Annotated in this window: 13 protein-coding genes; all 13 read right to left on the bottom strand. The window is 39.0% G+C overall.

The annotated features are described in order from the left end of the window. Nucleotides 1–246 precede the first annotated feature (246 nt). On the bottom strand, nt 247–1440 hold the full coding sequence (locus Q5760_RS08330) for an acyl-CoA dehydrogenase family protein (protein ID WP_428911729.1): 1194 nt from the start codon (nt 1438–1440) through the stop codon (nt 247–249). An 85-nt stretch (nt 1441–1525) separates the two neighbouring features. Next, nucleotides 1526–3016 (bottom strand): FAD-dependent tricarballylate dehydrogenase TcuA, encoded by a 1491-nt coding sequence (tcuA, locus tag Q5760_RS08325; RefSeq protein WP_428911728.1) that lies wholly within the window; start codon nt 3014–3016, stop codon nt 1526–1528. 45 nt (nt 3017–3061) lie between these two features. Beyond that, entirely contained in the window at nt 3062–4048 is a 987-nt protein-coding gene (locus Q5760_RS08320; protein ID WP_428911727.1) for a hypothetical protein, read from the bottom strand. Between the two features lie 222 nt (nt 4049–4270). Next, nucleotides 4271–5140 carry an alpha/beta fold hydrolase gene (locus tag Q5760_RS08315; RefSeq protein ID WP_428911726.1) on the bottom strand — a complete coding sequence of 290 codons (870 nt, stop codon included), beginning with the start codon at nt 5138–5140 and terminating at the stop codon, nt 4271–4273. 233 nt (nt 5141–5373) lie between these two features. Further along, on the bottom strand, nt 5374–7197 hold the full coding sequence (locus Q5760_RS08310; RefSeq protein WP_428911725.1) for a XylR N-terminal domain-containing protein: 1824 nt from the start codon (nt 7195–7197) through the stop codon (nt 5374–5376). A 34-nt stretch (nt 7198–7231) separates the two neighbouring features. Continuing rightward, nucleotides 7232–7861, bottom strand: coding sequence for a GntR family transcriptional regulator (locus tag Q5760_RS08305; protein ID WP_428911724.1), 630 nt, complete (start codon nt 7859–7861; stop codon nt 7232–7234). A gap of 133 nt (nt 7862–7994) precedes the next feature. Next, entirely contained in the window at nt 7995–8840 is an 846-nt protein-coding gene (locus Q5760_RS08300; protein ID WP_428911723.1) for an alpha/beta fold hydrolase, read from the bottom strand. A gap of 315 nt (nt 8841–9155) precedes the next feature. Continuing rightward, nucleotides 9156–10508: an MmgE/PrpD family protein gene (locus Q5760_RS08295; protein WP_428911722.1), complete on the bottom strand. Its 1353-nt coding sequence runs from the start codon at nt 10506–10508 to the stop codon at nt 9156–9158. Between the two features lie 111 nt (nt 10509–10619). Further along, nucleotides 10620–11918 (bottom strand): TRAP transporter large permease, encoded by a 1299-nt coding sequence (locus Q5760_RS08290; RefSeq protein WP_428911721.1) that lies wholly within the window; start codon nt 11916–11918, stop codon nt 10620–10622. Continuing rightward, nucleotides 11911–12369 carry a TRAP transporter small permease gene (locus Q5760_RS08285; RefSeq protein ID WP_428911720.1) on the bottom strand — a complete coding sequence of 153 codons (459 nt, stop codon included), beginning with the start codon at nt 12367–12369 and terminating at the stop codon, nt 11911–11913. The genes Q5760_RS08290 and Q5760_RS08285 overlap by 8 nt, the downstream gene beginning before the upstream one ends. Nucleotides 12370–12517: 148 nt before the next feature. Beyond that, on the bottom strand, nt 12518–13612 hold the full coding sequence (locus tag Q5760_RS08280) for a TRAP transporter substrate-binding protein (RefSeq protein ID WP_428911719.1): 1095 nt from the start codon (nt 13610–13612) through the stop codon (nt 12518–12520). Nucleotides 13613–13689: 77 nt separating this feature from the next. After that, the gene (locus Q5760_RS08275; protein ID WP_428912528.1) at nt 13690–13887 is read right to left on the bottom strand and encodes an SDR family NAD(P)-dependent oxidoreductase; all 198 of its coding nucleotides are present in this window, start codon (nt 13885–13887) and stop codon (nt 13690–13692) included. Between the two features lie 14 nt (nt 13888–13901). Then, nucleotides 13902–14066, bottom strand: a complete 165-nt coding sequence (locus tag Q5760_RS08270; RefSeq protein WP_428911718.1) for a hypothetical protein — start codon at nt 14064–14066, stop codon at nt 13902–13904. Nucleotides 14067–14110 lie beyond the last annotated feature (44 nt).

The raw sequence follows: 14110 nt of genomic DNA, 5'->3' as shown, positions 1-14110 counted from the left end.
CGTCGAATTTGCGTCCGGATTGTTCTCGAGCTCGCTCGAGAAATTACCCTTAAAAAATCCGAGACATCCGCCGGAGTCTTTAACTTCCTTCAGCCAGGGTTTGAATCCCCACTGAGGACAGCGTATGCTGGTCATGCAGACATTGCCAAGGGCGTATTTAGTCTGCATTCATCTCGCCACTTATAGAAGTGGGTGACTTCTGTACCTGCCGCAAGCTTTCGGTACAAAAACATTTGCTGAAGGAAATTAATATCTCATTGCATTTGACTGCAATCCGGATAAAATTCTGCCGTAATTTTCTTTTGTAATGGATGGTGATAGTGAACGGTGTGAATAAAGTGTCCAGAAATCACGGAATATTCGTTGAAGCGGGTGGCCGTCATAAGCGAAACCAGAACCGCTAGCAAGCATTAAAATGTCAAGCGCTTCTTTACACAATTGATTGGCAAAACCAATATCGCCTAAGGCTTTAACACGTGCAGGGCGATCCATGTATTCGCCGCTTTCTGCCCACTTGTCAAGCTCATCAGCAACTCTAAAGTAGTGCATTTCGGCTGAATCGATCTTTAAGGCAGCTTCAGCGAGTTGTACATGTAAACTTGGAGAATCCTTTAAATACTCAACCCCAATATGAGCAGCCCTTTTGTTCGGAAGGAACTCTTGAAAGAACGATAATGCCGCTTTTACAAGTCCTAATCCTGGTAGACCTAACGATAAAATCAGCGCTGGGAAAAGAGCAGTATTGTATAATGGAATATTGCGCAAATGTTCGGATTGGAAGTTTCCATTTAGGGCTTCATCAAACGATACAACTCGGTGTTCTGGGATAAACACATTATGCATTTTCACGCTATTGCTTCCAGTTCCTCGTAGTCCTAACGTGTGCCAATCATCGATAATTTCCATCTCATCAAACGGCACAGTCATTAAAGCCTGGTCGACCAGTTTTCCTTCCTCATCCACGATCGCCATCCCGAAATAGCCCCAATTTGCGTGCAGGGAACCTGAACAAAAACCCCAGTACCCTTCTTCGATTAAATAGCCGCCATCCACTTTTTTGGCAATACACTTTCTTGGCTCATATACGCCCGCAAATATAACATCTTCTCCACTACCAAAAATTTCTTGATGGGCTTTTTCTGTAAAGGATTCTGCGACCATTAATTCTCGGATACTGCATAGTGCTAAGATCCATCCTGTGGAAGCACAGCCCTTGGAAATCTCGACAATAACGTCTGAATACGTTCTCATATTTGTTTCATAACCACCATACTGTTTTGGGCGAAGCATTGAAATCAACCCTGCTTCTTTTAATTCCTTCATGGTTGCCTCAGGTATACGGCGAATTTTTTCTGTTTCTGGTGCGCGTTCCCATAGTTTCGGGACTAACTCGCGGGCTTTTTCTAGAAAAACAGATTCTTCTTGAGCCACTTTAACCATTTTTATCTCTCCCTTTTCATCCATTTTTTGTTTTCTTAATCTTCTGATAATATTTTCACGATTTATACTATTTATTTCTATTAAGCTATTGATTAATTAAATTGCGTTTCACATATTGGGCTGCATTTTCTCCAGCAATTTTTCCAAACACTGATCCTGCCATTAATCCGGAGCCACCAGGATAGTTAAAATAGAATAGCCCGCCAACCAATTCACCTGCTGCATAAAGACCTGGAATCGATTGAGAAATTAAATCCTGAACTTCCGTTTGCGAGTTGATCTTTAAACCACCAAAAGTAAACGTAATTCCGCACGTCACGGCATAAGCCTCAAATGGTCCTTCATCTAGCGGATTTGCCCAGTTAGACTTATTTATAGCCAAGCCCTCTGTTTTGCGGCCATCTTTAATATTTGGATTAAATGGGACATCTTGACGAACGGCTTCATTGTATTCCTTTACTGTTTGTAAAAACTTCTCTGGATCGACCCCTTCTAATTTGGAGGCCAACTCTTCTAATGTATTGGCTTTTACTTTTGTCACCGTTCTCAATTTGTACTCATCACGCAATAAATGAGTCACCTTTGAATCAAAAATTTGCCAAGCAAATTGATTTGGCTGTTCAAGGATCAATCTTCCTAATTTTGCATATGTGTAATTCCGGAAATCTTCTCCTTCATCAACGAACCGTTTTCCATCCCCATTAACGATAATTCCAAACGGATAGCTCAGTTTTTGGAAACCTTCCCCTAATGATTCAGCATAACGGTCACCGCCGACAGCATGCGCTCCAGACCAATTTCCATGTGGCATGGCCCCTATATTTAACGCCATTTGAATTCCTTCACCTGTGTTAAAGCGGCTCCCCCTTGGTCTTGCCAAATCCCATTTCGGACCTAAATAACGAGTCCTCATTTCCGTGTTCGCATGAAAACCACCTGATGCAATGATCACCGATTTTGCATGTACTTCCGTTGTTTTGCCTTTATGCTTAAAAATCACTCCATGTACACCTTCATCATCATGGATGAGTTCGGTCGCCATCGCATCATATAATACGGTGACACCTAAATCTTTCGCTTCTTGGTGTAAGGAATCGATTAAACCGTGACCGCCCCCGACAGATTCAACAATCATTCCACCCCAAAATTTAAATTTCCCATCGATTTTGAAGGCTTGTCGCCCATAAATCGGTACAAACCTTACCTTATGATTTCTTAGCCATTTCATGGTTTCAAAGCTTTTACCTGTTAAAATAGAAGCTAATTCTGGATCTGTTCGATAATCGGTAAGCTTGCACATGTCTTCAAAAAAGTCTTCCTCTGTATAAGAGCCAAAATCAGACATATCTAGCTCCTCTTGGGTCAATTCGGGCATAATTTGCTTTAAATCTTCCACCCCGTTATAGGCGAAACGAATTGATCCATGTGTATACGTACTATTTCCACCTTTTTCCGCTTCTGGGGATTTTTCTAAAACCATTACATTGGCCCCATTTTCCCTTGCTGCTATCGCTGCACACATTGCTGCATTTCCAGCCCCGACGACAACGATGTCGGTTTCATAATGACTACTCAATATAAATCCTCCTTTCATACAGAAACTTATACGTTTTACTTGTTCTTAGCCCTTTATCCCTGTAGCGGTCGCATTTTTGGGATTGTTTAACTTGACAGGTTGTTTGAACTGAACAATTCCCATACCTGTTACCCATTCTGGAATCGGCTCATAGTAAACAACTTCAGCCTCTAAGTCTTGTGCGGCTCCAAGCAATGCAATCCAGTTTCGGATTTCCTGTCCGCCATTTCCGCCATTTTCTTCAATCTCTTCTGAACTCCAGTTTCTCAATGTTTCATAATCGCGATTTTTAATAAGCTGCAAGAATTCACGATCCCATTGCTCATTTACAGGTCCTGATTGAATTTTCGTGACTCGTTCAATTCTACCTTGATAGAATTCTTCAATTGGCACGTCTACAACACTTAGACCATTTTTCATTAAATGAATCATTTCCTGCTCTTCAGGTTTTTCACTATCCACCTTTGGAACGGGAACCCAATGGGATAATCCACCAGAAGCTGCAATCGCGACCTTTTTATCGGCATCCCACGATCCTATTGCTTTTTTTAACAGCTCTCCTAACTGGAAACAACGGTCCATTGTCGGTAGCGGTGGGGCAACCGTATTGATCGCAATGGGAACAACTGGAATGTCTAGATCTGGGTTTAAAAAGTAAATTCCTTGTGTGTGGCCATGATCCACTTTCATCGACATCGTGAATGAAAAATCAATATTATTTTTCAGCCCTGTATGAAGAATATGTTTGGCTAAATCTTTCTCAACAGGAACCTTGTATTTTGGTAGCAGCCAATCCCCTAAGCCATCGCACTGATCAATTCCAATCGTAAAGGTTGGCATATGATTATAGAAATATTCGTTAAAGTGGTCATCCGAAATGAGTACTAATACATCTGCTCCCACCTCTTCTAACCATTCCTTCATTTCCCTCGATTTTTGTAAAAACCTTTGTCCCTTCTCTCCACCCCTTTCCTCATTCGACATAATTAAGGGGCTATGTGAAATTGCCACACCAGCAACGATTTCAGCCATTAATGCTCCACTCCTTTTTAGGTATGTTTTTAAATCAAATTCGCTCGACGAATTTGCACACGGATTTTTATCGAGTTTGCTCTATCAAATACATTTAAAAATCCGTGGCATCTGCCGTAGGCTTAACTTCATTCAGTCAAAATTTGCACCCTACTTTATCTGAGAACCTACTTTTATATCCATCCCTTCGCTTAAATAGTGAAGGGCTTTTGCTGAATGAAGTTAAATGGAATTGTTAAAGTAATTAAGAATTAATGAATTAAAACTGTCTTTATTTTCGATTTGTGTCCAATGACCACATTGTCCGTATACATGCATTTGAACATTTTGCAGATGCGACAAGAGGTAATAACTGGACTCAACCGAACAAACCATATCGTCACGTCCATGAATTAACAAAACAGGTTGTTTAATTCGTTTAAGTGCTGTCACAGGAACCGGAACAGCCGCAGTAGCAAAAATGGAATTATTAGAAGCTTGGATTTCGGGACGCATCGCTGTTTCATAACGTGTTTCTGCTAACGCATCGATTTCCGGTGCGAGCTTTTCATCATCATAGACAAACCAGCTCATAATTTGACGCATCTTCTTTTCAGTAGGATTGTCATAAAAGCCTTTAGCGCGACCAAGTTCTAAGCTTAGTTTTGTGTTTGGTGTCCCACCAGGCCCCATTAATACCACTTTTTCAAACCGTTCGGGGTGTTCTAGTAAAAGCTCTAGTGCGATTGAGCATCCTAGTGAATTTCCTACAAGGTGGGCCTTTTGAATTCCTAGTTCATCGAGAAGTTCAATCATTTGAGCGACCCAATGATCCATCCACCCTTGTCTATTCTTCGGTAGTGTTTCTGGGTGACTACTTTTACCAAACCCTGCCAAGTCTGGAGCCAAACAATCATATTGCACACCGCAGTCATCTAGCGCATAACGCCAGTTTGCCCAAGCAAAAACTCCTGGTCCAGAACCATGTAGAAACAAAATAGTCTCTGAATTTCCTTTACCAGCACGATTTAAAAATGTTTCATACTTTCCTGTGTTAATTAGTTGTTGTGTAATTTCAGCCATTTGTAAATCTTCTCCTCCCTTTATATCCAAAGTTGATTTTCTATTAAACTCTTTCTTTGGAAACCTTTTCATAACTAAATTTTAGAAAATTCAAGCTATTAATACTAGAGGAAAAATTGTTTGACTATTCTGTTCATTTTCAATGATATTTATTGGTTTTTTTATTCATGAGGAAAAAAGGAGCAATTTCTTCCTATTTATAAATTTGATTTACAGAAATGAAAAAGAGCATTCCAGTCACGAAATACTCTTAAAGGGGTTTCTTATATTTTCAGTTCACCCATCGCGATCATCGAATCTAAAATAAGGAGTAGCTGATAGCTTTGGGAGGAATCTCGCAAATCTTTTTTCAGGAGATTTTCTAGTTTATTGATTCGATAGGTTAGTCCGCTCATCGATAATGAAAGATCCTCCATCGTCTTATGCAGTTTCCCACCATTATTCAAAAATACATATAAGGTCTTAATTAGTTCCTTCGTTTTTGCATCATTCGAATGATATAAAGGACCGAGTTCTTGTTTAACAATTTTTCTGATTCCATTGATATTTTTGGAATTTATCAGAACACCAACAATTCCTAGATCACTAAAGTGGATTATTTTTTTGTCCGTAGACATCCGTAGTGAAATTAGACACTCATCCACATGTTCTGATATATTAGCAATATCATTCGATTCATCACTTTTCCCTATTTTATAACTGTAGGAAGGGTTTGTATTTTCGATATGCTTAAGGATTTTCCTCAAATCTACCTGTTGACTTGCTACTGACGGAATATACATAATGATCCGCCCTTCATATGAACAAAAAAGGGTTTTATAGCCTTGAATATCCATATATTTCGTTATGGATTCTAACAATTGTAAGTTAAAATCCTTCTTCTGGGTTTTCACACCTTTTTTGACATATTCAATGACAGCAATTCGATAAGGAGATCTGAAGTCATACCCCATAAAACTACCGCGTTTTATTATCTCTTCTTTTGAGGGAAATTCGCCTTTTAAAATGAGTTCTAAAAAATGACCCTTCATTTTCTCAAGTGCTTCATAACTCATCTTTTCATTCAAAAGATAAAGCGAGGCTGCGTTTGCCACTCTCTCAATAAACATCGTGTCATTGTCTGTAGTATCATATTCATTTTTGTAGTAAAGGAATGTACAATATCCAATAATCTTCTTTTGAACCATGATAGGGGTGATTAATCGCACTTGATTTTCCGTGACTAGCTTTGTTGTTTGATCGTAGTCCGGTAGCAAATGTTTATTTCCCTGTGTGCAATTTTCTTCTATATCAGCATTGAGCCCAAGGTACTCCTCTTCAGATACTCCTGAAATCGCGATTTTTTGAAAGCCCAAATCCTCTATCGCAATGGGAATCTGAAGGAACTTATAGGTGGTATCGGCAATATCCTGTAAATTACTACCGTTTGAAATGCTATCAGTCAATTTCTTTTGAAAGGTTGAGAGCTTTTCTATATAGTTGCGTTGTTCTAGAAGCTGCTCATAAGTGCCCTCTAACTCTTCAATAATATTCATATCATGATACATCTGCAGTTGTTCCTGAACTTCCTTTCCCCAATCCTCTTGTAATCTCACCTCAAAACAACACTCGGGATCTCCCTTGGCAATGCAGCTAATTTCCTTTGCAAATACTGGTCTTTGACAAATGGTCGTCATATACCCTGTAGCATAGCCTGTTAATGTTAGACATTCTGGGGTATCTGATTTACCAAGATGTTTTACATGTTCATTCGCTTCAATCGAGTCAATCCATTTACCTGTTGCTCGAATATAGGTCACTTTTCCGAAATCGTCCATTTCTATATGTCTCTCAGACTCTATATCTGATATATGCCCTGTACTTAAATGAAGTGTAGACGCCTTATTAATAAGATCATCAACAGAAGAACTTGTTTTCATTGCTTCTGTTGCATCATTTACACCTAAATTCCACCCGTAACGCAGGAGAAAACCTGTAGCCCTTCTTTTTCCTAAGTTTTTAATTAACCCATTTCTTAAAACACCAAAAGCAACTGTATTTGTTAGGATCTTTTTACTATTCTCTGCTATAACGTCTTGGATTTCCATCCTTTTCACCTCACGAATAAGGGATTCGATACTTCTACTCGCTTCTGAAACTCTCCTCTACCGATTCGGAAATTCGGCGGACATGTTTCTCCATAAGTATTTTGGCTAAATGACTATCCCGGTCTTTAATCGCTTGATAGATCATCCAGTGCTCCCTCTGAGAGCGCTTTCTTTTCTCGCTTGAAAAAAGTATGTCTGGATTTCCAATATATTGTAAATAATCCCAAATTTGTCTCGTTAATTCCATGGTGTATGTAAGCTCTGAAGCAGCATAAATGACTGAATGAAATTCAATATTGAGAATGGAATAGTCTTGCGTTGATAATTCTGAACAATCCATCTTAATTAATAATTCTTCCAGATCGTGTATGGTTTCTTCACTTATTCTTGGTACAGCTTGTTCTGCCAAAAGTACGTCTAAATTGGAACACACCAATATGCGCTCCATTACTTCTGATTTCTTCGGTTTTTTAACAAAAACTCCGACTTGTGGAATGATTGTTAGAAACCCCTCTTGTTGTAATTGTGTTAGAGCCTTATGGATAGGTGTCCGGCTCATTTGAAGATGTTCCGTAATTTCATTGACATTAATGGGTTCTTCCACATCCCATTTTCCATCCATAATTAGTCTTTTAATATAGGCATATGCCTTTTCTTTTTTCAATCCATGCACCCCGGCTCTCTTATTTTAATAATCTAATAATATGATAGTTATTCGTGAAATTCTAATAGGAAGCTTTATCGATAAAACCAATAAGAGAACCGAATGTGAATGGAGAAGTTATCGTTTTGTCAGCTTAAATTTCACCAGTGAAGAAATCTCTTGTTAGTTTTAGAAATCTTTCTTTTTGTTCGATCTGCGCCCAATGTCCACAATTTTTAAATACGTGAAGCTGTGCATTCGGTAAATAATCCATCACATAAAGGCTACTTTGAAGCGGTACAAAACGGTCCTCATGTCCGTGAATAAGAAGAAATGGATTGTCCATTCTTTTTAGTGCAGAAGGTGGTACGAGCATATCGGATAAATGGGACACGGAAAAATTCGCCTCATATGACCTGCGAACTTCTGGTCTACTAAATGCTTCCAATCTTTCTTGAACAATTTGATCAAGTTCATGTTCTACAACACTTTCATCTGCTACAAACCATCTCAACAAGTTTTTAAAATTAACCGGATCTGGATCTCTATGAAAATTTGCTAGTTTCGCCAATTCTGGTGTTGGTTCTTTTAAACCACCGCCCGCTCCCATAAGTACTACTCGGTCAAAACGCTCCGGTGCATACATCACTAAAAAGAGTGATATAACCCCTCCAAGCGAATTCCCTACTAAATGAGCTTTCTCAATTTCTAAATTGTCCATCAATGTTAGAATTTGTTTGACCCTTTCATTCATCCATTGCGCTCCGTTTTTCGGAGGATCGTCAGGATGATCCGTTTCCCCAAATCCATAAATATCTGGTGCGATTACACGGAATTTATCCTGAAAATGCGGCAAAATTTTACGCCAGTTTGTTTGTGCACTAACCCCTGGGCCACTTCCATGAAGAAAAATAATCGTTTCAGAAGAGCGATCACCGCCTTCATTAATAAATGTTTGATAATTTCCTGTTTGAACTTTACGAGTACTAATACCTGTCATCACATATCCCTCACTTTTTATTAATAACTATTCCAACGATCCTTTAACTGAAATTCTAGTAGCTTAATTTTTTCCATGTATTTCGTAAAAAGCCTGTAATTATAACGCTATAATTACACATCTATAATTCTAGTATTTGTTTTTTAAAAAGTCAATATTTTTAGAAAATTAATAAAAGTTATAGATTTATATGCTCTACTGAAGAGTTCAAAAGCATGACTCCCTTATTTAATCATTGATATTTTCCTGATGACTGCCTTGACCAAAACCTATCACAAAAAAACGCTGTCGCAAATGCTCGCTACAGCGTTTCCTCTACTCTTTTGTATCCAATATTGGTAACTTATTAATGATATCGTAATCCAAATGATCACTTAATAACTCCCATTGCCTCTCGGGATCTCCCACATTTCCAAACTGCATGCATTCGATGAATTTCTGCTTCACTTCATTAACGGAGGTTTCAGAGTCTATCCGTTTAATCTTTCTTTTTGTGCCACGGGTACCGATCACTTTGAGATCCCCTAATGGAATTCCAGGTGCATCCTCTTGCGTTTGTTCAATTTTAATCCGGTCTGTAAATGCTAAAATTAGCGGATCCTTTAAGGACTCCTCGGTTAAATTATTCAAATTCACCCTTCCGTGAATAAAAGAAAAGGCGACCATATATGGAATGCTGAACTTAGCATCTTGTATGGTTGTTGGGCGGCAGCGTTGTTCAAGGGGCTGACATAGCATATTTGCTGTATGATTTATCCCAATAACGATCTCCTTAATTTCATCCAACCTAAACTGTTTTCTAAGTTCCAGAGCTGATTGGATAAAAGGATGAGAATAACGACAACTAGGGAAAAGCTTGATTGATGTATGAGAGAATGCCCATGTTTCTGTGTTCAATAATACGCTGTGATGTTCTTCCGTTAAATTTTCACCAAGATAATTTCTAAAAAAACCCGTTTTTCCATCTAAGCAACTTGCGGGTGCTGTTATTCCGGCATGAGCTAATAACGCGGCTTGCACCCCTCCCATTGAGGAAAAGGCTGGATAAATGGCTCTCGCTTGCGAACCAGTCCCCACCCCCGACTCTTTCCCCCCTGCAGCCTGCATATAGGCTAGTCCAAGTGCATGTATCAATTCATCATCATTTAACCCAAGAATAAGTCCGGCAGTAATGGCTGCACCCAAATAACCGAACAGTTGACTTAAAAACCATTTGGAATCTGCACCAGTCCCACAAGGTTTAATCGCATGTCCAAGCCGACACAGCAACTCATTGCCTAATCCAACAGCCGTTATAAGATCCGTTCCTCTCGAAGGTCCCGCATCAGCAGCTGCTAATGCAGCGGCTAAAGTTACAGGCGTTGGATGAATTCGTGCTAAATCATTGATGTCATCATAATCTAAAGCATGAGCTAAAGCGGTGTTTGCAAAAGAAGCATAAGCCGGCGGCAAGCAACGTGCACTTCCGATCACTCTCCCCATGCCACCCTCAACTCCAAATGAAATCCCCTGGATTGCACGTAAAGCGACCGGTGCGCCTTTATAAGCAGCCAAGGAAATCCCAATCGTATCCATAATGTGAAGAATAACCTTACTGCGGATATCCTCTGACAACCCTTGGCTCTGTCTTTGTCGTACAGCACGTACGATCTCATTGCTTAATGACAAAATTGTTTCCTCCTTATGAATACGGGCTTTGTTTAAAAGACTTCCAATTAAATAGAAATCTAGTTTTCAGAACGACGTTCTACGCAGGGTGGATTCATTCATTAATTTTTGCTATAAATTACTCGGCAGAAACAACACAATCTCAGGGATGACATAAATCAGAACAATTAAGGCAAGAATCGGAATACAGAAGATTACTCCTCCCTTATAGATATTGCTTAGCTTTAACTGGGGTGCTACACCATTTAATACAAATGTACTCATTCCAATTGGCGGTGTAATGAGTGCCAATTCCATTAAAATACACATCACAACACCAAACCAGATTAGGTCGTATCCTAATGTTTCCACTAACGGCAATACAATTGGAAATGTAACCAGCATTGCTGCCATGGAATCCATAAAAGCGCCTAAAATAAGGTACATGATCACAATTAAAATAAAAATAAAAACTGGTGCTAATGTTAAACCTGTCAAAAATTCATTAAGATAGGTTGGCAAACCTGACTGAACAATGAAACTATTTAAAAGCAGTGCAGATAATAAAATTCCAAACAAAGTCCCTACTGTTTTTAATGTTTTTTCCAATACTTCTCCTATTACTCTTAGTGTAAGTTTTCTTCTAATCATCGCAATGATGGCCGCACCAAATGCACCCATACTTGCTGCTTCCGTTGGTCCGAATAGGCCGATGAATAGACCACCAATCACAAACACAAAAAGAACCACGATAGGAACCGTACTTGATAAACTCTTAAATCGTTTACCCCAGGAATGGCCTTCACCTTTTTCCGCTGCGTCTGGTTTTATTCTCACATAAATAACGACTGTTAAAATATAGAGAAGGGTTAGCAAAAGTCCTGGCATGAGCCCGGCGATTAATAGCTTCCCTATATGCTGCTGAGCTAACACACCGTACATGACCATAAAGGTACTAGGCGGAATCAAAATACCCAAGGAACCACCTGCAATGATTGATCCGCTAGTAAGAGCTTTACTATAGTTGCTTTTCATCATTTCTTTCGATGCAACGGTGCCAAGCGATGCTGTTGTAGCAATACTTGATCCTGAAGAAGCCGCAAACATCGCACCTGCAGTAACCGTTGCCAGCGCCAACCCACCGCGAATTTTTCCAAACCATATTTTAAAAGAACTAAATAAATTACTACTGATTCCTGAGGAGTTCATTAATTCCCCCATCAGAACAAACATCGCGATGGTGGTCATCGTATAACTGAGCGAGTTATTCATAATCGTTTGATCAACCACATTCACTAAAACATTCCAGTTCCGTAAATACAAGATCCCTACTATCGCCGGAACTGCCATTGCAATAGCTACGGGGACCCTAATAGCCAACAACACAAACATGATGATAATAAAAATAATTCCAATCATTGCACTAGACATCTGTTGTCACTCCCTTCTTTTCTAAAGGAGTTTTGAAGCGTATTTGGCTGAGGGATACCAGTCCCCAAACAAAAAAACCAATTGTAACAATGATTTTCAAGATTCGGAAAGGAAAGTCAAATAATAAAGTCCTTTTCGTTTCTTCCATTGAAATCGTAAAAAACACGTAACTTATGACCATGCAAACAGAAACGGTTAACAAATAAGCAATATTGTCAAAGATCATCTGAACTTTTGGTGAAAATCGATCAACTAACAGACCAATCGAAATATGCTCCTTTTTGGATTGTGTATACGCAAAGGCAAAAAGGATCACAACAAAATGGATAATTTCAGCTAACTCAACGACACCTAATAATGGATGACCCACTAATCGTGAAATAACCCCAACAGTGACGATCAGCATTACTAAACCCAAACAAATCATTCCAATCATTTTTAAGATGTTCATAATATAGAACACCCCTTTTGAAAATACATTCATACAATCACCCTTAAAAATAAGTTTTAGTTCTATTAGTTTGCTAGAAAAAAAGAGATTTGATTTCTAAGAAGAAGGTGCATGTACAGATTTGACATACACCTTCATTTGCTAATTATTATTTTAGGAACTCTAATTCCACACCATGTTTTTTAGAAATTTCAATATAACGCTCTAGCATTTCATCTCCTGGATAGCCTCTCTTATTAGCATTCTTTGCCCACTGCTCCCAAACAGGTTTAGCATAGCGTTGGAATTCTAGTAACTCTCTTTCAGAAAATTTCGTCACACTTCCACCTGCATCTTTAGCCATTTTTTCAATTTCAGGATCGTTTTCCATGATTTTTCGAGCATTTTCTTCGAACAACTCTTCCCATTTTGGATTCAAATCTTCAACAAATAAGGTTTGTACATCTTCAGGCAAAGAGTTAAAGAAGTCTTCATTCATAACCGCTGTACCCACAACAAATTTCATTGGATCGCCCATAAAATATGGGGATACCTCCACTAACTGTAAATTTGAATACACATCGTGTGTACTAAAGAAGGAGTTGATCATCCCTTTATCAAGAGAGTTATAGAGTTCTTCAAAAGTTACTTGTGTAGGAGTCCCTCCCATACTCTTAACGAGCAAGGCCTCGAGTTCTGTTGAAACGCGAGCAGATTTTCCTTTCAAGTAATCAATACTTTCAATGGGTTCAGTTGAATAAATATAGTTCGGCGGTGGCGAGCCTACTCCAACTTTAACAACTCCGTCCCAAATCTCATCTGCATATTCTGCAGAGAATTCCTGCATGATCTGGGCTGCTTTATCAGGATCACCACTTGCGGTAAACGGCAGCTCCCCAATTGATAATGGGAACAATTGAGAGTCTTCGTAATAGAGTGCTAATGCCATTCCGACATCAAATAATCCACTTTGCACCCCTTCTAGGACTTCGTTCGATGAGGCAAGCGCCCCATTATAATGAATGGTTACTTTCACTCTTCCATCTGTTTTTTCTTCCACATATTTTGCCCAAGGTTTCCAAACATTGTTTGGAACGTCAGCATCACTTGAAAACCAACTATTTACCACTAATTCGATGACATCACCTTCAGACCCCCCTGCTTTAGATGAACTCTTGTTTGAGCCCCCGCAAGCAGCAAGTAATACAACTAAACTTGTCATCACAATTAATAATATGGACCATTTTTTCCTTACAGCTTTCACTTTAACCCCCCTCAGTTTTGTAAAAAATATTACACGTCTGATTATTCCGAATTTAAATAATCAACTTTCTTCTTTGCCTATTCAACTATTTTGGAACCTGCCATTGTTCCTCCATTAGTTAAATTCACTTCGAGCAATCGATTCCATTCTACTAAAGTAATTTTAGACATTATCGTCTCTTTATGAATTCCTGCATTATTCACGAGAATATCAATTTTCCCAAAGACTTCCTTCGACTGTTCCATCACAATTTTCCAATTTTCTTCTGAGGCTATATCGAGGTTAAGTGCTATTGCAGTTCCATATTTTGCTTGGTTCTCTGGGCAACTTTTACTGCTTGTCCAACATCAATATCAGTAACGACAACAGCCGCACCCTCTTTAGCAAAGAGGTCCGCTTCAAAAGCTCCTTGCCCATTGCCAGCACCTGTTATATTAGCGACCTTATTCTTCAATCTAGAAATTTCATCGATCTTTTCTCAAAACTAGCAGTCTTGAT

Source organism: Niallia sp. Kr1 (assembly GCF_050389805.1).
Taxonomy (GTDB): Bacteria; Bacillota; Bacilli; order Bacillales; family Cytobacillaceae; genus Bacillus_BD.
Note: the sequence above shows the minus strand (reverse complement) of the source record. Positions and strands in the feature narration are given on the sequence as shown.